Source organism: Rathayibacter sp. SD072 (genome assembly GCF_017355185.1).
Lineage (GTDB): Bacteria > Actinomycetota > Actinomycetes > Actinomycetales > Microbacteriaceae > Rathayibacter.
The window spans coordinates 1-22833 of record NZ_JADILJ010000056.1 but is presented as its reverse complement, the minus strand read 5'-3'; the positions used below and the strand labels follow the sequence as shown (position 1 = coordinate 22833).

Genomic DNA, 22833 nt, shown 5'->3' with positions numbered 1-22833 from the left:
GGAGTCGCGGGGCGGTGGCAGGCCGGCGGGGACCACTCGTCCTGCCGTGACACCAAAGTAGGGGAGGCGCTGCGCACGCCCCCGATTCCTATCCGCTTTGCGAAACGCGCACCCGGCACCCCGGTGCGGGCGCGCGTGCGACGGTCCTGCGGCGGCTCAGCGCGGGCGTCGGACGGTGACCGCGAACCAGGTGACGACGGCGGCGAGGCCGAGCAGCGCCAGGGCGGTCATGTCCCAGCCGGTGTGCTCGACGAAGAGCAGGTCGCCCGAGTTCGCGCCGCGGTGCTCGCAGCGGACGCCGAGCGGCCACCACGTCGGTGCACCGCTGACGACGTCGCCGGTCGGCCCGCGGGACGGGAAGTCCTCGACGCAGACGTCCCGCCAGCCGCGTCGGCCCGAGGCGTAGACGCTGAAGAAGGCGGAGACGATGCAGACGAGGCCGATGATCAGCAGGGCCCCCGGTACCGGGTCCCGGCGTCCGTGCATCCGCCCATCCTTGTGCAGCGCCACCGGGATGCGGCGACGGCGTCGGAGCGCGCAGAGGAGGCGGCGACCGGGTCAGAACGCGTAGCGGACGCGGCAGTAGGGCAGCTCCTGCCCGAGCAGGGCGAGGAAGCGGTCGAGGGCGGCGCGCTTGAGATCGCGGCGGTAGCGGATGTTGACCGCCCCGTTCTCGGAGACCTTCGACTCCTGCATCCCCGGCGTCCAGAGCAGCTCCTCGGCCTTCGGGTGCCAGCCGGTGTTGACCTCGTGCAGGCGCTCGTTGTGGGTCAGGAGGATCACCTCGGCCGCGAGCTGCGCCTTCGCTCGCGGGTGCAGGGCGGCATCGAGCTGCTGGAAGAGCTCGGCCCAGTCGCGCTGCCAGGTGGGGGTGAGGATCACGGGTGAGAAGTTGACGTGCACCTCGTAGCCGGCGTCGACGAAGTCGTTGATCGCGGCGATCCGCTCGGCGACGGGCGAGGTGCGGATGTCGGTGACCTTGGCCGTCTCGGCGGGCATGAGGGAGAAGCGGATGCGGGTGCGGCCGAGCGGATCCCACTCGAGCAGCTCGCGGTTGACGTACTTGGTCGCGAACGAGGCCTTGGCCGTGGGGGACATGCGGAACAGCTCGCAGAGGTCGCGCACGTTCCCGCTGAGCATCGCGTCGACGGAGCAGTCGCTGTTCTCGCCGATGTCGTAGACCCAGGAGTCGGGGTCGCACTGGTTCGCCTCGGTCTTGGGGCCCTGCTTGGCGATGTGGCGGGCGAGGTGCCGCTGGATCTGCTCGATGTTCGTGAACACGGTGACCGGGTTGCTGTAGCCCTTCCTCCGCGGCACGTAGCAGTAGACGCACGCCATCGCGCAGCCGTTGGCGTGCGAGGGGGCGATGAAGTCGGCCGAGCGCCCGTTGGGCCGGGTGACCAGCGACTTCTTCACTCCCAGCACGAGCGCCTCGGTCTTGATGCGCACCCATCGCGAGACGTTCGTCTCGTCGCCGTGCACCTCGGGGATCATCCAGTGCGAGTCGACCGGCACGATCTCGGCTCCGGGCCAGCGCGCCACGATCTCCTGCCCGCGCGGCAGCTCGAGCGCCGCCTGCTCGGCGTAGATGCGCCGCACGTCGAGGAGCGTGCGTTCCCGGGTGTCGGACATGAGTCCGTTCTACCGGCGACCACCGACATCGGCGTGCCCGGGCCGTCCCGCAGGATGGAGGCATGGACTCCACCGCCGACCGGTACCGCCGCGCCGCCCGCGAGCTCGCGCAGACCTCCGAGCTGCAGGTGCGCCGGGCCCTCGCGGTGGCCGGGAGCGACGCGCTGCTCGCGCGGATCGACGAGCTGCCGAGCGCGCGCCGGCAGCCGTCGCTCCTGTTCTCGGTCGCGCGGTACCTGGGCTCGCCGCGGGACCCCGAGGAGTTCGTGGCCTGGATGCTGGCGGAGTGGCCGCGCGTCGCCCCGGTCGCCGCCGAGCGCCTGACGCAGACGAACGAGGCGCTGCGCTGCGCCCCGCTGGTCGCGGCCCTCGAGCGGATCACCGAGCCGGACGAGCCGATCGCGCTGATCGAGATCGGCGCGTCCGCGGGGCTGTGCCTTGCACCGGAGCGGTACTCCTACTCCTTCCCGACGGCGGGCGGTGACGGGAGCGCGGGCGGTGGCGGGAGCGCGGTCGCCTCGCGGCTCGGCTCGGGCGGACCGCTTCTCGAGTGCGTCGTGACGGGCGGAGCCTCGCCCATGCGACTCCCGCGCATCGCCTGGCGGCGAGGCCTGGACCTGCGGCCCCTCGACGCCCGCTCGGCCGAGGACCGCGCGTGGCTCGAGGCGCTGCTGCCCGAGGACCGCCCGGAGCGGACGGCCCGTCTGCGCGAGGCCGTCGCGGTGCTGCGGGAGGACCCTCCGCTGATCGTCGCGGGCGACGCCGCCGAAGCGCTGCCGGCGCTGCTCGCGGAGGTGCCGCATGGGATGCGCGTCGTCGTCGTCTCGCTCGGGACGCTCGTCTACCTGCCGCGGGCCTCCCGCGAGCGGGTGCTGGCCGCGGTCGGCGCCGCCGGCGCGAGTCTCGTGACCCTCGAGGCGGAGTCGCTGCTCCCGCACCTCGTCGCGCCGCGCGCCGCGCTGTCGGCGCCGGAGCCGACCCCGTTCCTGCTCGCCGCCGACGGCGTCCCCCTCGCCTGCGCGACGCCGCACGGGGGCCGCCTGTCCTGGCTCACCTGAGCTGCCGCTGCTCGGGTGTCTCCACTCCGCGGAAGTCGTCGTACTCGAGCGCGAGTACGACAACTTCTGAGGACTCGAGCGCATCGCGCCTCAGGGACGCGCGCACGCGGAGCGCGAGTGTCCACACGTTGTCGTACTGGGCTCCGAGTACGACGACTTCTGAGGAGTCGAGCCGCCCCTACAGCTCGTCGACGAACATCTGCGTCGCCTGCGGCACGTACGACTCGTTCGTCGCCGGGTCCCAGCCCACCAGCGCGACCACGTTGCCGCCGACCCGCGCCGTGATGCCCACCAGGGTGAAGGGGCTGCCGCCCACGTCGCCCGTGACCGTCCAGCCGACCGCGTCGTCCGTCCCGGTCAGCGCCGGCTCCGTCTGCTCCACCGTCGTCTGCACCGGCTCGCCCTGCAGGGCGAACAGGTCGGAGCCGTCGGCGCAGCGCTCGAGCGCGTCCTCCGCGTCGGCGACCAGCGAGGAGGCGACGTCGGCGTCGCCCGTGCTGGCCACGACCGACGTCATCGAGCGGTCGTTGCTCGTGCCGAACTCGACCTCGGAGTCGTCCAGCGTCTCGTCCTCGTCCCAACCGAGCCCGAACGGGGCGAGGCAGCTCGCGTCGGTGGCGGTGAGCCCCGGGTAGATCGAGTCGAGCATCTCCTGCGTGCCGTCGTACTGGTCCGGCACGAACTGGATGCCGGTCAGCACCGCCGACAGCTCGTCCTCGCTCAGCTGCGGAACCGCCTCGGACGTGGCCTCGGGCTCGCCGCCTCCCGTGCATCCCGTGAGGGCGAGCAGCAGTGCCGCCGCCGCCCAGGCTCCGGCCGTCGTCGTGCGCGTCATCGTGTCCCCGTCCCCCTCCGCCGCGGCGGGGAGCCGGACGGACTCTCCGACGCTAACAGCTGCCTCCGACCCGGTCCGCGCCGGGCCGGAGGCTCGACGTGCGGCCGCCGATCAGGTAGCGGCGTAGGGCGCCGAGACGCTCGCCCGCGACGATCCCGACACGGCCGTGAACGTGGCCGTGCCCGCCGGGATCGACGCCTTCCCGGTCCGGAACGCCTTCGACACCGTGGCGCCCGGAGCGACCGCGAGGGCGGTCGCGGATCCGTAGGCGGTGACGACGGTGATGTCGGCCGGAGCCGGCCCGGTGTTGGTCGCCGTCGCCGTGAGGACGACGCGCCCCGAGACCAGTCGGGTCGTCGCCTTCGCGGTGAGGGAGGCGCCGGCGGTGACCGTCGCCCCGGCGAGCCTCGCCGTGGCCGCGTCGGCGCGCGCCGTGATCGCGACGGTCCCGGAGGAGGAGCCGGTGCGGATCCGCGGCAGCGCGGCCATCCCGTCGGCTCCCGAGAGCACCGCGGCGGTCGTCGCTCCGCTCTCGAACGTCGCCGGCCCGGCCAACGCGAAGCCCACGCTGCGCCCCGCCAGGGGGCGCCCGGCCGCGTCGCGCACCACGACGGACTGCGCGAGATCCCGCGTCGTCGAGGCGGGCACGCTCGACGCGGCCCCGCGCGCCTCGAGCGACGCGGCGACGGCCACGCCGTTCACGGCGAGCTCGGCGACACCCGTCGATCCGCCGTACTCGGCGGCGCCCCAGGCCGTGAAGACCAGGCGCAGCGCCGTCGTGGTCACGGGAGCGAACGACGCGGTGTTCAGCACGTCGCGGGCCCGCCCGGGCGCCGCTCCGCTCACGGGGGTCCAGGCGCCGCCGACGAGGTGCTCGACGCGCCACGACCGGGCGGGGATCAGGCCGCGCCCGTCGGCGTCGGCCGCGTCGCTCGCGAAGCGCACCGAGGCGCTGTCGACGGTGACGGCGGAGGGCCACTGCAGCTCGACGGACTGCTCGCCGACCCGGGGCCAGGTGCCCCAGATCGTGCCGGTGTCGCCGTCCACGGCGGCGCCGACCGAGGTCCACGGCGAGCTGTACGAGGCGGTCGTCGACGAGGCGAGCGGAGCGATGTCGCCGACGTACTGCGTGCACGGCACGGTCACCGTGACGGTCGCGCGACGCGTCACCGCGTCGATCCGGTCGACCCGGAGCGACATCCCGGTGTTGAGCGAGGCGGTCTCGCCCGCGAGGACGAACTCGTTCGCCTCGCTCGCGTCGCCCGGCCGCTCGAGCAGGTCGCCCGCGTACGGCTGGCCCGGGTTCGACCGCAGGATCTGCACGCCCGAGACGTCGCGGCGCACCTGGAAGGGGCTGCTGTACGCCCCGCCGTCCGACGTGGTGTCGGCCTCGTCGTTGTACTGCGCCCAGTAGCGGATCGTCGCGTCCTGCGGGTCGGTCCACGTCAGCGCGCGCCGCGCGGCGACTCCGGCCCCGAGCGTGTCGATCGTCGCGGTGCGGGGAGCGCCGCAGACCGGCTGGCGGGTGTTGGGCAGCGTCCCCAGTCGCGCGAGCGACGGAGCAGAGAGGGGCAGGAACGACCACGAGTCGCCCATCACGTCGGTCCGGTTGCCGTACTCCTCGCGGCGGCAGTCGGCCGGCAGCGGGGTCGAGTAGTCGCGGGTCGTGCCGCAGTGCACGCTGTACGCGTGCGGCAGCGACAGGTTGTGGCCGAGCTCGTGCGCGAGGAAGTACGCGTCGGGCCCCGGCTGGAAGGTGCGCCCGCCGTCGTCGGGGTCGCCCGGCTGCTCGCCGTTGGCCCAGTTCGGGCACGGGTCGCCCTCGGGCACCATCGCGACCAGGTGCCGGGCGGGGCCTGGCTGCCAGCCGTTCGTCCGGCTGATCCAGTCCTGCAGCCCGCCGGTGTTCGTGCAGCCGATCGGCTCGTCGACCACCTGCCAGTCGATCACACGCTCGAGCTCGAAGCGGATCGCGCCGCCCGTCTCCCGCGCGTAGAAGTCGTCGACGAGCTCGAGCGAGCGCACGGCGTCGGCCGTCGTGAAGGCGCCGGGAGTCGTGCCCTGCGGAGCGACGAGCGCGATCGTCACGCGGTGCGTCCGCACCTCGGCGCGGGCGGGGATCTCGACCCCCACGAAGTCGGCGTCGAGGGCGAGCGCTGCCTGCTGGGAGGTGGCGTCGGCCCGCGGCTCGACCAGGGTCGGCTCGGTGTCCGGAGCCGCGACCGGGCGATCGGGAGCGGGAGCCGGGGCCGGAGCGGCGGCGGTCGGGGCAGTGGCGGCCGGCGCCGCCGCGGCGGGCCCTCCGGCGGCGAGGCCGGTGAGCAGGAGGAGTCCGGTGAGTGCACCGGGGAGCAGGGCCTGGCGTCGCATGAGGTCCTTCCGAGGAGGTCGCGCCCCGAGCGGCCGCGGGGGCGCGAGGAGCACCTTCCGCGGACCTTCTCCGCTGAAGGGTCGCCCGCACGTTACCGTGAACATCCGCGCCGCGACGGGCGGATGTCCTCCCGATGCGGCCCCCTTCAGGGTGCCGAGATCCTCCTGCACGAACGACGGAGGCCGGGTGCCCGCAGCACGCGGTCACCCGGCCTCGGCGGGAGTGTCAGACCTCGGTGTGCCCGAGGTCGGCGGTGGCGAGCAGCCGGATCTCGGGCTCGGCGAGCCCCTCCAGCTCGAGCACCACGACCTCGTTCCGCCCGGCGCGGGTCACCGGCGACGGCACGATCAGCGTGCGCTGCGGACCCCGGCGCCAGTAGCGGCCGAGCAGGAACCCGTTCACCCAGACCAGGCCCTTGCCCCAGTGCAGCGTGTCGAGGAAGAGGTCGGCCGGCTCGTCGAGCTCGACCGATCCGGAGGCGAGCGACGGCCCGGCCGCGACGCCCTCGGCCGGCGACGCGAGCGACGGGACCCGCGACAGGTCCAGCGGCCGTGCCGTCCATCCGGTGAGCTCGGCGCCGTCGAGGGCGACGCCGCCGATCAGGCCCTTGTGCTCGCCGATGCGCACGCCGTAGTTCACGCGCCCCTGGTTCTCGACCAGGATCGCCAGCGATCCGCGGCCGCGCGGGAGCGTCAGCGCCCGCTCGTGGTGGTCGCGCGCCAGCACGCCGACGGGCACGCCGTCCAGCAGCACCCAGGCGCGGTCGCGCACCTCCTCGCCGACGACCAGGCGTGCGGGGGAGTCGGAGCCGGAGAGCTCGGTCTCGAACAGCACGAAGCCGTCGTCGTGGCCCAGTTCGTCGAACGACGCCATGCCCTCGAGCCGGGCGGCGGCGCCGAACGCGTCCAGGCCCAGCAGGGCGGGACCCGGCACCAGCGGCGCCGTCACTGCGGGCGACGGAGCGCGCGGGGCGGGCGACGCCTCCGGAACCGGCGCGTAGCGCGCGATGACCTCGCGGAACGCCCAGAACTTCTCGGTCGGATGCCCGGCCTCGTCCAGCGGCGCGTCGTAGTCGTAGCTGGTGGTGATCGCGGCGTAGCGGCCCTTGTCGTTCGCTCCGCTGGTCAGGCCGAAGTTGGTGCCGCCGTGGAACATGTAGACGTTGACGGAGCCGCCCACCGCCAGCAGCGCGTCGAGCTCGCGGGCCGAGGCGGCCGCGTCCGTCGTGTGGTGCTGGGTGCCCCAGTCGTCGAACCAGCCGCACCAGAACTCCATGCACATCAGCGGGCCGGTGGGCTGGAACTCGCGCAGCGTCGCGAGGCGCTCGGGGGTCCGCGAGCCGAACGAGCCGGTGAGGTGGAGGCCGGGCAGGCTGCCGTCGGCGAGCATCTGCGGAGTCGGCTGGTCGATGGTCGTCAGGGGCACGGTGATGCCGGCGTCGCGGGTCACCCGGACGAGCTCGGCGAGGTACTCCTTGTCGGAGCCGTACGCGCCGTACTCGTTCTCGATCTGCACGAGGACGACCGGGCCGCCGGCGTCGATCTGGCGCGGAGCGACGATCGCATAGACCTCGCGGAGGTAGTCGCTGACCGCGGCCACGTAGTGCGGCTCCCACCGGCGCACGCCCACCTCGGGGTCGCGGAACAGCCAGGCCGGGAGCCCGCCGTTGTCCCACTCCGCGCAGATGTAGGGCCCGGGGCGCACGATCGCGTGCATGCCCTCGGCCGCCACGAGGTCGAGGAAGCGGCCGAGATCGAGGCCGCCGTCGGCGCGGAAGGAGCCGCGGACCGGCTCGTGCGCGTTCCACGCGACGTAGGTCTCGATGGTGTTCAGGCCCATCAGCCTCGCCTTGCGGATGCGGTCGGCCCAGAGGTCCGGGTGCACCCGGAAGTAGTGCAGCGCGCCGGACAGGATCCGGTGCGGCCGCCCGTCGAGCTCGAAGTCGGTGGCGCCGATGGCGAAGCGGCTCTCGGGTGCGGTGGTCATGATCATCCCTCGGATCAGGAGAAGCGGGTGGTACGCGAGGAGGCCGGCCGGAGCGATCCGGCCGGCCTCCTCAAGGTGTCGGATCTACTCGGAGACCGTGAAGCCCTGCTCGTTGCCGTACTGCACGAGCTTGCTCTGCCAGTCTGCAAGTCCGTCGTCGAGGCTGGTGCCGTTCGCGTAGGCCTGTCCGACGGTGTCGCCGAAGACGCTGTTCGCGTAGACCTGGTAGGGCAGGTAGGACCAGCCAGGGCGGACGTCCTCGGAGGCCTGGGTCAGCACCTCGTTGATCTTCTGGCCGCCGAAGTACTCGGACTCGGCTCCGACGAACTCGGGGTCGGTCAGATCCGCGGTGGTCGACGGGAATCCGCCGCTCTCGAGGAAGACGTCGACCGAGGCCGGGTCGCTGTTCAGCCAGCGCAGGAACGCGGCGGCCAGGGCCGGGTTCTCGCTCTGCGAGGTGACCGACTGGCCGCCTCCGCCGTTCTCGGCGCTGACGGGGGTGCCGTCGTAGGTCGGGATGGGCGCGACGGCCCAGTCACCGGCCGCGTCCGTGACGCTGGACTCGAGGACGCCCGGCATCCACGCGCCGGTGATCAGCGAGGCGATCGATCCGTCGCCCAGGCCCTTGTACCACTCGTCTCCCCAGCCGGGGGTGTCCGAGAGCAGGCCCTTCTCGACGAGCTGGTTCCAGACACCGGTCCACTTCTTCGTGCCCTCGTCCGCGACGTCGACGGTGATCTCCTCGCCCTCGAACTGGAAGGGCTGCCCGCCGGCCTGCCAGATCATGCTGGTCGCGAAGCCCGCGTCGCCGGTGTCGGCGGTGATGTACTTCGAGGGGTCGGCGGTGTGCAGCTTCTCGGCCGCGGCGACGTACTCGTCCCAGGTGGTCGGCACGGCGATGCCGTACTGGTCGAAGACGGTCTTGTTGTAGAACATCGCCATGGGGCCCGAGTCCTGGGGGAGACCGACGAGCTTGCCGTCGACGTTCACGCTGCCCCACGTGGAGGCGCTGAACTTGTCCTCCAGGTCGCCGAGGCCGTACTGCGAGAGGTCCAGGAGCGAGTCCGACAGCGCGAACTGCGGCATGGCGTAGTACTCGATCTGCACGACGTCGGGGGCGCCCGAGCCGGCCTTGATCGCGTTCTGGAGCTTGGTGTACTCGTCGGTGTTCGTGCCGGCGTTGACCAGCTCGACGTCGACCTCGGGGTACGCCTCCTCGAACGCGGCGACCTGCGCCTCGGCGCTGGGGGTCCAGCTCCAGTAGGTGAGCTTGCCGCCCGCCTCGAGGGCGGCGTCGAGGTCGGCGGCGCTGCCGCCGGCGCTCGCTCCGCCACCGGCGGAGGGGGAGGAGCAGGCGGCCAGGGAGCCGGCGGCGAGGGCGGCCGCGGCGGCCACGGTCAGGGTCCGCCGGAGGGCGGAGCTCGTGAACTTCATAGGGGGGATCCCTTCACTTCTTCGTGCTGCGGGTGGTGGCGACCGGCGCGGGTGCTCCGGTGCAGGGGGGAGGTCGAGGGCGTCAGCCCTTGACGCTGCCGGCGCTCAGACCGGACTGCCAGAAGCGCTGGAGTCCGAGGAAGGCGACGACGATGGGGATGATCGTGAGCAGCGAGCCCGTGATCACCAGGTTGTAGATCGGCTGCGCACTGACGCCGGTGGCCTGGGCGTTCCACTGGTTCAGACCCACGGTGAGCGGGTACCACGAGGGGTCGCTCAGCATGATCAGCGGCAGGAAGTAGTTGTTCCAGGTGGCGACGACCGAGAACAGCAGCACGGTCACGATGCCCGGGGCCAGGAGCCGGATGGAGATCGTGAAGAACGTGCGGAACTCGCCCGCCCCGTCCATCCGCGCCGCCTCGAGCAGCTCGGTGGGCACCGACTCGACCGCGTACACCCAGACCAGGTACAGCCCGAAGGGGCTGATCAGCGAGGGGATGATGATCGCCCACGGGGTGTTGGTGAGGCCGAGCTGGCTGAACATGAGGAACGTCGGGACGGCCAGGGCCGTGCCGGGGACGGCGATCGCTCCGAGGACCACCGCGAAGACCGCCTTGCGGCCGGCGAAGCGGAACTTCGCGAGGCCGTAGCCGGCGAGCGTGGCGAGCAGCGTCGCTCCTCCTGCGCCGACGACGACGTAGAGGAGGGTGTTGCCGAGCCAGCGGAGGAAGATGCCGTCGCGGTAGGTGAGCGTCTCGGCGATGTTCTGGAAGAGGACGAAGTCGCCGTCGAACCAGAGGCCGAAGCTCGAGAGCAGTCCGGCCTGCGTCTTGGTCGCGTTGATGACGAGCCACGCCAGCGGCACGAGGCTGTAGAGGATGAACGCCGACATCAGCAGGGTGAAGGCGATCGACTTCTTCGGGTGGACGGAGGATCCGCGGCGGGGAGCGCGGCGGGACCTGGTCGGGCGGGAGGTGGTCGTGACGGCCATCAGTTCTCCTTGCGCGCGCCGCGGAGCTGGACCACGTAGGCGATCACCGCGGTGATCACGCCCATCACGATCGCGACCGTGGCCGACGCGTTGTACTGCTGACCCGCGAAGGACAGGTTGTAGGCGTACATGTTCGGGGTGAAGTAGGTGGTGATGATGTTCGGCGCCAGCGTCCGGAGGATGTTGGGCTCGTTGAACAGCTGGAAGCTGCCGATGATCGAGAAGATCGTGGCGATGACGATCGCGCCGCGCAGGGCGGGCAGCTTGATCGAGCGGATGACGCGCATCGGGCCGGCTCCGTCGATCTCGGCGGCCTCGTAGAGCTCGCCGGGGATCGTCTTCAGCGCGGAGTAGAAGATGAGCATGTTGTAGCCCACGAACTCCCAGGTCACGATGTTGCCGATCGAGACGAGGATCCAGTCGCGCGAGAACGGAGCGACGAGGTCGGAGCCGAGCAGGTCGTTGACGTTGGCCGCGAGACCGAAGTTGTCGCCGTAGATGAAGCCCCACATCAGCACGGCGACGACGGCGGGGACCGCGTAGGGGAGGAACACCACGATGCGGAAGAAGCCGGTCGCGTGCAGCCGGCCGCTGTCGATCGCGAGCGCCGCGACGAGGGCGAGGACCAGCATCACCGGGACCTGGACCGCCAGGAACAGGACGACGCGGACGAAGCCCTCCCAGAAGTTCGGGTCCTTGAACAGCGTCAGGTAGTTGTCGAACCCGACGAAGGCGGTGCCTCCGACGAGCTGCTCGCGGAACAGGCTGAGGTAGATCGAGTAGATCACCGGCGCGATGAACACGAGCAGGAACACGACCAGGAAGGGCGCCACGAAGGCGAGGCCCTTCCACTCGCTCTTCGCTCGCGAGCGCGGCACCTGCTTCAGCGGCGCCACGGGAGGGTCGACCTCGCGCAGGGGGACGGGTGGAGACGTCGTCGTCATCAGTGACTTCCGTTCGATTTCGGCCACGGTGGGGGAGGCGGCGTGTTCACGTCAACATGGCAGATCGCCACCGTACCATGTTCACGTCAACACGTTCAGTATCGATCGGATCACGGTGGTTTCCCGTACGGGGGCCCCTGGTCGCCCCGATTATGTTCGAGGACGCGCTATAAACGAGGGACCATGGCTGCCGACGCGACTCCGACGACGAGCACCGCCCCGCGTCGCCGCGGGCCCTCCATGGCCGACGTCGCCCGGCTCGCGAAGGTGTCGGGTCAGACCGTCTCGCGCGTGTCGAACGGGCGGTCGAACGTCGACGGCGAGACCCGCGAACGGGTCCTCCAGGCGATGCGGCAGGTCGGCTACCGCCCCAACAGCGCCGCCCGCGCCCTGCGGACCGGCCGGTTCCACAGCATCGGCGTGATCATGTTCACGCTGTCCTCGTTCGGCAACATGCGCACCCTCGACGCGATCGCCGTCTCAGCGGCCGACGCCGGCTACTCGATCACCCTCATCCCGGTGCCGCACCCGACGCAGGGCGAGGTCTCGGTGGCGTTCCACCGCCTGAGCGAGGAGGCGGTCGACGGCGTCATCATCATCGTCGAGGCGCACCTGCTCGACGAGGCCGACATCGTGCTGCCGCCCGATCTGCCGGTCGTCGTGGTCGACTCCGCCGGAGACGACACCCACGCGGTCATCGACACCGACCAGATGTCGGGAGCGCGCCAGGCCGTCGAGCACCTGCTCGACCTCGGGCACCGCACGGTCCACCACATCGCCGGTCCGCCCCGCTCCTACTCCGCCGAACGGCGCCGCGAGGCCTGGGAGGCGACCCTGCGCTCCCGGGGTGCCGAGGTGCCCGAGGTCCTCGTCGGCGACTGGTCGAGCGCCTCCGGCCACCGCCTGGGCGCCGAGCTGGCCGCCGATCCGTCGGTGACCGCGATCTTCGCCGCGAACGACCAGATGGCCCTCGGCGTGCTGCGCGCGCTGCACGAGGCCGGCCGTGCCGTCCCCGGCGAGGTCAGCGTCGTCGGCTTCGACGACATGGAGGAGTCGGCGAGCTTCTGGCCGCCGCTCACCACGGTGCAGCAGTCGTTCGCCGACACCGGTCGCCACTCCGTCGAGATGCTGCTGCACGAGCTCGAGACGGGCGAGCGCACCGGAGCGGTACTCGTCCCGACGGGCCTCGTCGTGCGGGCGAGCACGGGGCCGGCCCCGGCCTGACGGCTGCGGGTCGACCGACTCGGGTCGCCTCGCCGAGTCGCCCGGAAAGCCGTGCTCCTACGGCGTGTCGGGAGCCCTTCCGGGCGACTCAGTGGGCCGGCGCGGAGAAGAGGCTCAGGGCGCGGCGGAACGACGCGCTGTCGGCGCGGGTGGCGGCGGTCGTGAGGAGGCAGCCCGTCCCGATCCGGCGCGACCACTCGCCCCGGCACGGCACGGTGACGATCATCGTGAGGCCCGCCCGCCAGGCCGGAACCAGGGCGACGAGGTCGCGCCGCTCGGGGTGGTCCTCGAGAGCGGTCGGCATCTCCGGGACCTGGGCGGCCCTCCACTGCTCGAAGGGCTCGCCGAGGACCTCCGGGTCGAAACGGTCGCCCCAGCGCGGGCCGATCAGCCGGGCGAGGAGGTCGGCGCGCTCCGCCGACCCGTCCGCCGTCAGGATCAGCCGCTCGAACAGTGAGGGATCCTGGCCGGCTGCGGCGTGGTCGAGGGCGGCCCGCCAGAGCTCGGGCCACACGTCCTGCCACCGGACCCGGTCGGCGGCCGTCGCCGGAGTCGGCGGATCCACGAGGAGCGGAGGCAGGTCGTCGCCGACCGGCGCCAGTCCGAACCGCTCGCGGACCCACAGGAGCTCGAGCAGCGCCGCCGAGGACTCCTCGACGCGGATCGTCATGTCATGCGGCCAGGGGTCGCCGGGGATCGGCCGATCGGATCTCATGCTCCAGCGAAGCACGCGCAGCGGTGCCGCGCACGGATCCGCCCGGAACGCACCCCCCTCGGCGCGACCCCGCCCGGTGGTGTGCGCGTCGGTACTGTGGACGTCGTCCCGGTCGAGCGGCCGGGCGAGACGATACGGGAGAAGAACATGTCGGTCGGTCTGCTCGCGGTGGTCGATGACATCCTCACCGCCGCCCTGAAAGCCAGCGCGAAGACGGCGGGAGTCGTCATCGACGACGCGGCCGTCACTCCGCAGTACGTCCAGGGCCTGACGCCGGCGCGCGAGCTGCCCGTCGTGTGGAAGATCTCGCTGGGCAGCCTGTTCAACAAGTTCATCATCATCATCCCGCTGGCGCTGCTGCTGTCGGCCTTCGCGCCCGCGGTGCTGCCGTTCCTGCTGATCATCGGAGGCACGTTCCTCTGCTTCGAGGGCGCCGAGAAGGTGTCGGAGTGGTTCGGACTGCACCACGCGGCCGCCGAGACCGAGGCGCGGGACGAGAAGAAGCTGGTGTTCGGGGCGATCCGCACCGACCTCATCCTCAGCACCGAGATCATGCTGATCGCGCTCGACGGGCTCGACCCCGACTTCGGCTTCGGTCCGACGCTGGGCGCGCTCGCGATCATCGGCCTCGGCATGACCGCGCTGGTCTACGGCGCCGTGGCGCTGCTGGTCAAGATCGACGACGTGGGCCTGGGGATGATGAAGAACTCCTCGCGCGGGGTGCGCCGCGCGGGCGTGCGCATCGTCGCGTCGATGCCGGTCGTGTTCCGGGTCATCAGCATCATCGGCACGCTCGCGATGCTCTGGGTCGGCGGGCACCTCGTCATCTCGAACCTCGCCGAGACCTTCTGGCACCTGCCGTACGACCTCGTGCACGTCGTGACCCACGCGGTCGAGGCGGCCGGCCCGGTCGTCGTGTGGCTGGCGGACACGTTCGTGTCGATGATCTTCGGCCTCGTGCTCGGAGCGATCGTGGTCGCGATCGTCACCGGTGTCTCGTCGCTGCGCCGCAAGGGCGAGCCGGCGTCGTCGGGGCACTGACCTCGGCCTCCCGCTGACCAGGCGATCCGCGCCGTGCTGATCGAGTAGCCCGCGCAGCGGGCGTCTCGAGATCACCGTCCTCCGGGCCTCCGGGAGCGGCGGTCTCGAGACGCGGCGTGCCGCGGCTGCTCGACCGGCGAGACAGGGACGAGGGCGCAGGAGCGCGACGAGTGGACGCGAAGCGGGGGCCGCAGTGCGCGCGGGGCCCGTCACGGGTCGAGTCGCGACCCGCGGCGGCGGCGAGTGGACGCGGAGCGGGGGCCGGCGGACGGGGGCGGCCCGACTCGCGGCGACTCGCGGAGCGCGCGAGGGCCCCTGCTCGATGACGGGCCGCCCGGCGCCTCGTGCTGATCGAGTAGGCCGCGCAGCGGGCGTCTCGAGATCCCTGTTCTCCGGGCGAGGGTCGGTCTCGATACGCCCCTGCGGGGCTACTCGACCAGCAAGAGAGGGGGGGGAGACGACGTGACCGCCCCCGCCCCGAGGGGCGGAGGCGGTCACGAGGGGAGCGGACGGCGAGTCAGCAGGAGCGCGCCGTGTACGGCGCCGTGACGACCGTGGTCACGGCCTTCCCGTCGACCGTGCCCGTCGCGGTGACCGAGACCTCGCCCGCCGCGACCGAGGCCGCACGGGTCGAGAACGCGGCGGTCGCGGACTTGCCGGGGGCGACTCCGGTGAACTGCTTCGAGCCGAACGCCGAGGCGACGGTCATGCCGACCGGCACCGAGGAGTCGTTCCGCCCGGTCGCGGTCAGCGTCACCTTGCCGCCGATGCAGCGGGTCGACGCCGTCACCGTCAGGGCGAGCGCGACGGGCGGCCGCAGCTCGACCGTCACCCGGGTCGTGGTGGTGCTCGACCCGTCGGCGGAGGTCACGGCCACCGTGCCGACTCCGCCGTTCGCGGTGGTGGGCTGGGTGACGCGCACCTGGGCGGCCGAGTCGGTGGCGACGGCGCCGAGCACCGGCATCCGCGTGCCCTCGACGACGACCGCGTACTCGGTGCGGGCCGGATCGAACCCGGCCACGCCGACTCCGTCGACGCGCAGGGCGCCGAGGGTGCTCACCGCGGCGGGGGAGGCCGTCGAGTCGAACAGCTGCACCTCCGACACGATCATGTGCGTGTTCGCGTAGGCGTTCATCACGACGCGGAAGCCGGTCGCGGTGATCGGGGCGAACGTCGCAGAGTAGGTCGGCGCGGTGCCGTCGGCGGGCGAGGCGACGGGCTGCGCCGTCTCCCAGCCGGGGACCGAGGTCCACGTGCCGTCGGTGCCGCGGGCCTGCAGCTGGATCGACTGCGCCCAGCTGTTCGTGCCGTCGCGGTAGAACTGCACGCTCGCCTTCTCGACCTGCTTGGCCGCCGGGAAGGTGTAGGTCAGCGTGCTCTGGGTCGCCTTGTTCGACGAGACCCAGTTCGACCAGCCCTTGTCGCCGAGCACGCCGTTGCGGGTGCGCTCGGGGCCGTAGCCCGACTCGGACGAGGACGCGGTGGCGGTGATGCCGGCGTCGGGGGCGAAGTTGCGCAGCGTCCCCGCGGTGACCAGCACCGTGAGGGTCGCGGGCAGCGTCGCTCCGTCGGCGGTCGCCGTGCCCGTGATCCGGACGGATCCGGTCTGCGCGAGCGAGGCGGTCGTCAGCGGCGTCCAGTCCCACGCGACCGGCACGGCGAACGTGCTGGTCGAGGCCCCGACGCGAGCCGGGACGGTCGTGGGAGCGGCGGCGCGGACGGCGCTGGTGGAGGCTCCGCTGGCGACCGTCACCGACACGGGGTCGGTCGCGGTGAGGCCGCCGACGTCCACGAGCGCGGTGACCGGGATCGATTGACCGTAGAGGTCGGTCGCGGTACCGGGCACCTCGACGCGGCCGGCGGTGCCCCACGCGGAGGACGCCGGCTGCTGCCAGGTCACCGCGACGGGTGCGCCCGCGCCCCACTGGTACTGCGGAGTCACGGAGGCGGGCAGCGTCGGCGCGACGCCGACCGTGGTGCGCACCGGGACCGTCTGGGCGGCGAGCGGCGCGAGGTCGCGCAGCTGCCACGACTGGTTCGCTCCGCCGTTGGAGCCGTAGACGCCCACGGTGGTGTTCTCGGCGGTCGACTGGCCGTTGACGTCGAGCGAGAGCGCGAGCGCCTCGTTCACGAGGGTGTAGCGGGCGCCGTCGGTGGTGCTCACGATCCAGCGGGTCGCGGCGGTGCCCTTCGCGGAGTCGACGGAGACGCTGCGCAGGTCGGTGCCGGCGCTGGTCGCTCCGAGCACCCGGCCGTCGCCGTTCTCGAGGACGACTCGGCGGGTGGCCTCGCGCTCGCCGGCCGGCACCTCGTGCGCGGTCCAGGTCTGCTTGGCGGCCGTGGTGGAGTCGGTCGCGAGCGTGGTGATCGCGGTCGACGAGGTCGTCGCCGTCAGCGCCTTGCCGCTCTGGGTGCCGACCAGCTGGTAGTCGTGGCCGTCGCGGAACGCGGAGGCCGTGTCGGCGACTCCCGAGACTCCGTCGATCGAGAACGTGGTGACCGACTTGGCGGGCACCGTCACGGTCGCGGTGCGCGACTCGCGGTCGATGACGACGGGCGCCTTCTCGACGAGTGCGTTGCCGGAGGGGGCTGCGGCCGAGGCGGCCTGGGTCGTGACGAACGGAGTGACGTCGGCGCCCTCGGCGATCGTGCCGAAGCGCGAGAGGTCGAGAGTGATCGTGCGCTCGGCCGTGCCGGTGTTGGTGTGCACGACGGTGGCGCCCGAGCCGTCCGCGCGGGTGGCGGCGGTGCTGGCGGCGTCGTCGACGGCGATCAGGTGGTCGCCCTCGTGGATGAACTTGGTGAAGTTGCGGATCGTGTTGAACTTCGAGTTCGTCTCGACGCCGCAGACGGGCGCCTTGGTCGAGTCGCCGCCGGCGTCCGCGACGCGGCGCACCGACTTCCAGACCTCGGCCCCGCCCTCCTGGTACGGCTTGCAGTCGAGGTCGATGAAGACGGAGCCCCAGTTGAGGTTCTCGCCCTGGGGCTTGGGCTTCTCCATGTTGTAGAAGTCCTCGACGGGCTGCCAGAGCACCCACGCCTTCGGCTCGAGCTCGCGGAGGTCGTCGGTGATGCGGCCGGCGATGCCGAGGCCGTTCTCGATGCTGGTGGGGTTCCAGCCCTGCACCCAGTTGCCCTCGATCTCGCTCATCCACAGGTCCTTGTCGGCCTGCTTGGCGAGGTCGCGGACCGCGAGGCGGTCGCCGGTGCCGTAGGTGTGGACGTTCATCCGGTCGACGAGATCGCGGGCGGACTGCGGGTACGCGGCCCAGTTCGTCTTGAAGATGCTGGGGTTGGTCTCGTCCATCGCGGCGATGCCGGCGTCGGAGTCCGAGGCGGCCAGCGCGGCGGCGACGTCGGGGAGCAGGCTCACCTGGGCGGCGGGGCCCATGTGCATGCCCTCCTGGCGGCCGCCGGTGGGGACGCCGTTGGTGAGGGTGGTGCCCCAGTAGTTCGTGTTCGGCTCGTTGAACGGGTCGAGGGTGTCGAACTGGATGCCGTACTCGGCCTCCATCCGCTCGGTGACGGTCGCGAGGTACTCGGCGAACTTCGCCTCGGCGGCGGGCTTGAGCTGCTCGGCCGTCGAGCTGAACCCGCCCGAGACGTAGCCGCTCTCGGTCATGAAGTAGGGGGCGGAGTTGGCGAACGACTCCCAGTGCGTGATCTGCTGCTCGGCGGCGAGCTTCTCGACCCACCAGCGCTGCGTCTCGTCGGCGGTGAAGTCGTAGGAGGCGGGGTCGGAGGGGTCCCACTTCGCCAGCAGCGCGTCGCGGTCGGCGAGGTTCGTGGAGGTGCCGCCGTAGACGGACGGATTGCCGGTGGGGTTCTTCGCCCACCAGCCCTCGACCGCGCCGCCGGGGCGGAGGTAGTCCTTCACGTCGGAGGCGTTGCCGCCGCCGATGTTGTAGCGGGCGATGTTGAGGTCGAGGCCCTCCTCGCCGAACACCTTCTGGTACAGGTCCTCGCGGAGGGCCTCGGGGTAGTTCCCGGTGGCGTTGGCGAACCAGACGAGGCTGGTGCCCCAGCCCTCGTACGCCTCGCCCGAGTAAGCGGGATTGGGGGTGATGCGGACCCCGTCCGCGGCCTCGGCGGGGGCTGCCGCCGTGGGGAGGGCGAGCACCGCCCCGGCGGCCAGTGCGGCGCTCGTGGCGAGCGCGGCCAGTCGTCTAACGGACATCGACATTGATGCTGTCTCTCTTTCGGCGGTGAGAAGAGATGCGCGTTCACGTGAACACGCTCGAGCGCCACGGTACATGTTGACGTCACCATTGGGAAGGACGGTGCTCGGAGGAGTGCTCGCGGAGGGGCGCCGCGGGCGTAGTGCCGGCCGTCAGGGGTGCGCGGGCGGGTCGCACGCCTCCGCGGCGGCGTCGACGCGGTGGACCAGCACGGTGTGGCCGACGTGGGCGAGGCCGAGCTCGAGGAAGTCGCGCACGTGCGCGTCGGCCAGCGCGTACGAGGCGGTGCGCCCCTCGCGCTGCACCTCGACGACCCGGTGCGAGCGGAGCAGCCGCAGGGCGTGCGAGGTCGCGGACGGGCTGAGTCCGCTGCGCTCGGAGAGCTCGCCGACGCGGAGCGGGCCGGGGAGCAGGGCGAGCAGGATCCGCATCCGCCCCGGGTCGCCCAGCAGGCCGAAGACGTCGGCGAGGTCGGCGACGGCCGCGTCGGACGGGAGGCCGTGCGCGTCGGCGGGGGCGTCGGGTGCCATGGCTGCTCCGGAGGGACGAGGGAGGTCGGAGGGGGTCGCGTGCGGGTCAGATCGCGTGGGTCTGCTCCGGGAACTCCTCCGGCTCGCACTGGATCGTCGCGTGGGCGACACCGTGATCCTCCCGCAGAACCGCGAGGACCGCGCCGAGCACGTCGCGGTAGTCGGCCTCGGGAGCGACGACGATGTGCCCGCTCGCGCTCTCCAGGCCCGAGGTGATGGTCCAGACGTGGAGGTCGTGCAGGGCGAGCACCCCGGGCACGGCGCGGACGTCGCGCTCGATCGCGGCGACGTCGAGGTGCGCGGGCGCCGACTCCATCAGGATCGCCAGGGCCTGGCGGGTCAGCGACCAGGTGCGCGGCAGGATCAGGAGGCCGATCAGCACGCCGGCCACGGGATCCGCCCACGCCCACCCGGTCGTGAGGAGGAGGATCGCGGCCACGATCACGCCGACCGAGCCGAGCGCGTCGCCGAGGACCTCGAGCGAGGCCCCGCGCAGGGTGATGCTCTCCTTCGCGCCGACCGCCAGCAGGCGCAGGCTCACCAGGTTGACCAGCAGCCCGGCGACGGCGGTCAGCAGGAGGGGGAGGCCCGGCACCGCGGGCGGCTCGGCGAAGCGGCGCACCGCCTCGACGATGACGAACGCGGCGACTCCGAACAGCAGGAGTCCGTTGGCGAGGGCGGCCAGGACCTCGAGGCGGTAGGAGCCGTAGGTGCGGGCGCGGGCGGCGGGGCGCGCGGCGAGCGAAATCGCCGCCAGGGACATCCCGAGGGCGAGGACGTCGGTGCCCATGTGGGCGGCGTCCGAGAGGAGGGCGAGCGAGCCGGTGCCGATGCCGACCGCGAACTCGACGATCATGAACGCCGCGGTCAGGACGAAGGCGGCGAGCAGGGGGCGGCGGTGCCGCGCGGCGGCGGATCCGCTCGGGCCGTACGCGTGTCCGGCGCCCACGGTCAGCCCACTCCTGAAAGCCTGTTCATATGAACAGTCTTGCACATGTCGCCGCCGATGAGGCCGGCGGTCAGAGGGGCGGGGCGTCCCAGAGCGTCTCGAGCGGGTCCTCGACATCGAGGCCCTCGAGGTTCTCGCGGTGCCGGCGCTCCGCCTCGGCCGGCAGGATCTCGCCGAGGTCCTCCGACGCGCGGAGGGCGGCCGCGCGACCGCCGTCTCGGGTGAGGAACGGGTCGTCGGGGGTGGCGCGCCGGACTCCGTCGCGGCTGTCGAAGGACTGCGCGGTGATCGCGGTGACGCCGGGCGAGGAGGCGAGCAGTCCGAGGGCGACCCGGTCGGCTGCGCGCCACGCGGCGGCGCTCGAGCGGCGCTCGACGGCGACGGGGCCGTCGACGGTCTCGATCGTGAGCTGCTCGATCTCGGGCAGCAGGTGCAGGATCCGGACCGCGGCGTCGAGGGTCTCGGGAGCGACGGCGTCGACGGAACCGGAGTAGCGGGGCGACCACTCGTCGGTCGGGGGGTGGCGGCGCCACTCGTCCATCTCGGGGTCCTCTCCGCACCGCACCTCGGGAGAGGGCGCGCACCGGGGTCTGGGGTGCTCGATACGATCGAATGTATCCGAACGGTTCACCGAAGTCACGATCGGTCCTGCGATCAGGGGTTTTTCACCCCCCAGCTGGGGCGACCCGACCGGGGGGCACCTCACCCGGGGGTGAGTGCACCGGGTGGAGCGGTTCAGCCGATGAGCTCGGCGACCGTGTAGCCGAAGACGGCTCCGAGGGTCTCCTCGTCGCGGATTCCCGCGTAGACGAAGCCGAACGGGTTCTCGCCGCCGACGAGGGCGTTGTAGACGCCCGTCACCGAGAACCGGCCGGTCGCGGGGTCGACCGGCACGAGGCCGCCCGCCTCGCGGCGGAGGTCGACGCGCGTCGGCGAGACGTCGGAGTAGCGCAGGAACACGGAGGTGGGCAGGGGCCCGCTCGAGACGGTCACGACGCCGGTGAGAGCGGGGAACTCGACGCGGTCGCCGACTCGCGTGCCGTGGTAGGTGGCCGGGGAGAACGCGATGGTCCCCGTCCGCGTCGCGGGCCGGGCCGGGGCGGAGGCCGCGGCGCTGGGGGCGGCGATCGCGACGGCGATCACGGGGGCGGCCCAGGCGGCGCCGGTGAGGACGGAGCGGCGTCGGAGCGCGCTGGAGGAGGCGGTGCGGTCGTTCATCAGGGAGGGGTCCTTCGGGGGTGGGGGCGCGGCCGTTCTCGGGTGGCCGGACGGTTCGTCGACGCTCGTCGCCGGCGGTTCGGGTGACCGGCGAGGTGCGGGCGGGAGCGCGTCGATTCGGGCGACGCTCGGGATGCTCCTGCTGTCGCTCCGTCCGACTCGGGGGCACGGCGGCGCGACTCGATCACGCTACCGAAAGTCGATGCATATGCATAGAGCGGGAGAGCGCGCGTCGCAGATCGACGGACGGCCGCCCGGGTGGTCCGGGGTCAGCGGCCGTCGCGGCGGAAGCGGGCCTCGCGGAACGCGAGGTGGATCCCGAGCCCCGTCACCCCGAGGGCGAACGCCGCGAGGAGGGGGAAGAAGGCGATCTCGGCGCCGGCCCCGTAGGCGAACGCCGAGACCAGGAGGAGGAGGACGGCGACGGCGATGACGACTCCGCCCGCGATCTCCCCGGTGCTCGCGGTCGAGGGCGCTCCATCGGTCATGAGCCCAGCATGCGCGCCCGGATCCGCGGCGGCAAGCGTGCGAGAACCGGGGGCGGGTGACGCTCCGGTGAACATCCCGCCCGGGCCTCGGCGCGGCGGACGCTCGTGCCTACGGTGGGAAGGAGTCGAGGCGAGGAGCGGGCATGGAGCGCTGGACGCGGGCCGAGCGGCCGAGCAGTCTCCCGGCGGTGGTCGCGGCGCTCGCCGTGGCCGTGCTCCTCTGGCCGCTCACCGCGGAGCCGGCCACCGGAGGGCCGGTCGCGTTCCCCCGGCAGGTGGCCTCGTACTCGTGGTGGACGCCGATGCTCGAGGAGTCGGAGGTCGGGACCGCGACGATGCTGTACCAGAACGGGTTCGGCGTCGAGTTCCTCGACCTCCCGCAGTCGGTCGTCCTCGGCGCCGATGCCTCGACGTACCGGCGGCTCGGTGCCGCGGAGCAGCGCTCGACCGGCGCTGATCAGGGCGATCCGGCATCGAGCGTGCTCTCGGCCGACGGCTCCTTCGTCGTGATCAGCGGGCCGGGGCGCGACGGCGGCGTCGAGATCGTCGACCTGGACACGGACGAGCGGCGCGGCCTGCCGATCGGGGACGGGCGCAGTGCTGTCGCGCTCAGCATCGACTCCGCAGGCGAGAGCGTGCTGCTGCTGACGAGCGACGACGAGATGAGCCGGTACCGCGACGCGCAGTTCCTCCTGAACGGCGATCTCGCGGTGCTCGACCTCTCCACCGGCGAGGTGCGCGATCTGCCGCTCGACGGGCCCGTGCACTCGGCCGCGCTCTCCCCGGACGGCACGGTGATCGCCGCCGAGACGAGCGACGCGCTGGTGATCCTCGACGCGGGCAGCGGCACGGTGCTGACCTCGCGCGCGCCGGTCGGCGGCGGTCTCGACGGCGACGCGTTCTCTCCGGACGGTCGCCGCCTCGCCGTGCCGGAGGCGGAGGGGCTGAGGGTTCTCGAGTGGACGGGGACGGCGGAGGACCGGCTGCTCCCGCTGCCCGCCGACTCGTGGTCGAGCGCGGTCGGCTGGCGCGACGACGGGACCGTGCTGCTGCACGTGTCGGACTCCGACGGCGGCAACGGCTCGACGTTCGCGTGGGCGGACGTCGCAAGCGGGGAGCTGGACGTGTTCTCGCGCTACTCGGCGGACGCGTTCACGGGGGCGGCGCTGGGCAGCGCGGACGTGGCGCGCGATCTAATCGCGGAGTGGGCGGTCGTGGAGTCGCGGCGCTGGTCCGGGG

19 protein-coding genes are annotated in these 22833 nt (G+C 72.5%); 4 read left to right on the top strand and 15 right to left on the bottom strand.

Annotated features, from left to right (window positions below; genetic code table 11):
• Nucleotides 1-156: 156 nt before the first annotated feature.
• The gene (locus tag IOC53_RS16665; RefSeq protein WP_207407467.1) at nt 157-486 is read right to left on the bottom strand and encodes a hypothetical protein; all 330 of its coding nucleotides are present in this window, start codon (nt 484-486) and stop codon (nt 157-159) included.
• Between the two features lie 72 nt (nt 487-558).
• Entirely contained in the window at nt 559-1632 is a 1074-nt protein-coding gene (locus IOC53_RS16660) for a spore photoproduct lyase family protein (RefSeq protein ID WP_207407466.1), read from the bottom strand.
• A 62-nt stretch (nt 1633-1694) separates the two neighbouring features.
• Between IOC53_RS16660 and IOC53_RS16655 the strand changes: the two genes are divergently transcribed.
• Nucleotides 1695-2690 carry a DUF2332 family protein gene (locus tag IOC53_RS16655; RefSeq protein WP_207407465.1) on the top strand — a complete coding sequence of 332 codons (996 nt, stop codon included), beginning with the start codon at nt 1695-1697 and terminating at the stop codon, nt 2688-2690.
• A gap of 178 nt (nt 2691-2868) precedes the next feature.
• Here the strand turns inward: IOC53_RS16655 and IOC53_RS16650 are convergent, their stop codons facing one another.
• The 6 genes from IOC53_RS16650 to IOC53_RS16625 all read right to left on the bottom strand — a co-directional run bounded on the left by IOC53_RS16650 (nt 2869) and on the right by IOC53_RS16625 (nt 11251).
• Nucleotides 2869-3525, bottom strand: a complete 657-nt coding sequence (locus IOC53_RS16650) for a hypothetical protein (protein ID WP_207407463.1) — start codon at nt 3523-3525, stop codon at nt 2869-2871.
• A 111-nt stretch (nt 3526-3636) separates the two neighbouring features.
• A complete protein-coding gene (locus IOC53_RS16645) occupies nt 3637-5895 on the bottom strand; it encodes a hypothetical protein (protein WP_207407461.1) in 2259 nt (752 codons plus the stop codon).
• Between the two features lie 226 nt (nt 5896-6121).
• Nucleotides 6122-7888 (bottom strand): beta-galactosidase family protein, encoded by a 1767-nt coding sequence (locus tag IOC53_RS16640; protein ID WP_374070878.1) that lies wholly within the window; start codon nt 7886-7888, stop codon nt 6122-6124.
• A gap of 78 nt (nt 7889-7966) precedes the next feature.
• Nucleotides 7967-9316: a sugar ABC transporter substrate-binding protein gene (locus tag IOC53_RS16635; protein ID WP_207407457.1), complete on the bottom strand. Its 1350-nt coding sequence runs from the start codon at nt 9314-9316 to the stop codon at nt 7967-7969.
• An 82-nt stretch (nt 9317-9398) separates the two neighbouring features.
• The gene (locus IOC53_RS16630) at nt 9399-10307 is read right to left on the bottom strand and encodes a carbohydrate ABC transporter permease (RefSeq protein ID WP_207407455.1); all 909 of its coding nucleotides are present in this window, start codon (nt 10305-10307) and stop codon (nt 9399-9401) included.
• Nucleotides 10307-11251, bottom strand: coding sequence for a carbohydrate ABC transporter permease (locus tag IOC53_RS16625; protein WP_207407454.1), 945 nt, complete (start codon nt 11249-11251; stop codon nt 10307-10309). The genes IOC53_RS16630 and IOC53_RS16625 overlap by 1 nt, the downstream gene beginning before the upstream one ends.
• Nucleotides 11252-11434: 183 nt before the next feature.
• Here IOC53_RS16625 and IOC53_RS16620 point away from each other — a divergent pair, with 183 nt between their 5' ends.
• Complete coding sequence (locus tag IOC53_RS16620) at nt 11435-12475, top strand: LacI family DNA-binding transcriptional regulator (RefSeq protein WP_242683459.1); 1041 nt, start codon at nt 11435-11437, stop codon at nt 12473-12475.
• An 88-nt stretch (nt 12476-12563) separates the two neighbouring features.
• Here IOC53_RS16620 and IOC53_RS16615 read toward each other — a convergent pair whose 3' ends face one another.
• Nucleotides 12564-13145, bottom strand: a complete 582-nt coding sequence (locus IOC53_RS16615; protein ID WP_207407452.1) for a hypothetical protein — start codon at nt 13143-13145, stop codon at nt 12564-12566.
• Between the two features lie 192 nt (nt 13146-13337).
• On the opposite strand from IOC53_RS16615, the gene IOC53_RS16610 reads away from it, so the two are divergent.
• Nucleotides 13338-14231 (top strand): DUF808 domain-containing protein, encoded by an 894-nt coding sequence (locus IOC53_RS16610; protein ID WP_207407450.1) that lies wholly within the window; start codon nt 13338-13340, stop codon nt 14229-14231.
• A gap of 517 nt (nt 14232-14748) precedes the next feature.
• Here the strand turns inward: IOC53_RS16610 and IOC53_RS16605 are convergent.
• From IOC53_RS16605 to IOC53_RS16580, 6 genes are all read right to left on the bottom strand, one after another.
• On the bottom strand, nt 14749-18408 hold the full coding sequence (locus tag IOC53_RS16605; RefSeq protein ID WP_207407448.1) for an RICIN domain-containing protein: 3660 nt from the start codon (nt 18406-18408) through the stop codon (nt 14749-14751).
• Between the two features lie 153 nt (nt 18409-18561).
• Nucleotides 18562-18939, bottom strand: coding sequence for a helix-turn-helix transcriptional regulator (locus tag IOC53_RS16600; protein WP_207407446.1), 378 nt, complete (start codon nt 18937-18939; stop codon nt 18562-18564).
• 46 nt (nt 18940-18985) lie between these two features.
• Entirely contained in the window at nt 18986-19888 is a 903-nt protein-coding gene (locus tag IOC53_RS16595; protein WP_307786231.1) for a cation diffusion facilitator family transporter, read from the bottom strand.
• 70 nt (nt 19889-19958) lie between these two features.
• A complete protein-coding gene (locus IOC53_RS16590) occupies nt 19959-20429 on the bottom strand; it encodes a hypothetical protein (protein WP_207407442.1) in 471 nt (156 codons plus the stop codon).
• Nucleotides 20430-20623: 194 nt separating this feature from the next.
• Complete coding sequence (locus IOC53_RS16585) at nt 20624-21106, bottom strand: hypothetical protein (RefSeq protein WP_207407441.1); 483 nt, start codon at nt 21104-21106, stop codon at nt 20624-20626.
• Between the two features lie 269 nt (nt 21107-21375).
• The gene (locus IOC53_RS16580; protein ID WP_207407440.1) at nt 21376-21594 is read right to left on the bottom strand and encodes a hypothetical protein; all 219 of its coding nucleotides are present in this window, start codon (nt 21592-21594) and stop codon (nt 21376-21378) included.
• 143 nt (nt 21595-21737) lie between these two features.
• Between IOC53_RS16580 and IOC53_RS16575 the strand changes: the two genes are divergently transcribed.
• Nucleotides 21738-22833, top strand: a 1096-nt coding sequence (locus IOC53_RS16575; RefSeq protein ID WP_207407439.1) for a WD40 repeat domain-containing protein, incomplete at its 3' end; no start/stop codon positions are given.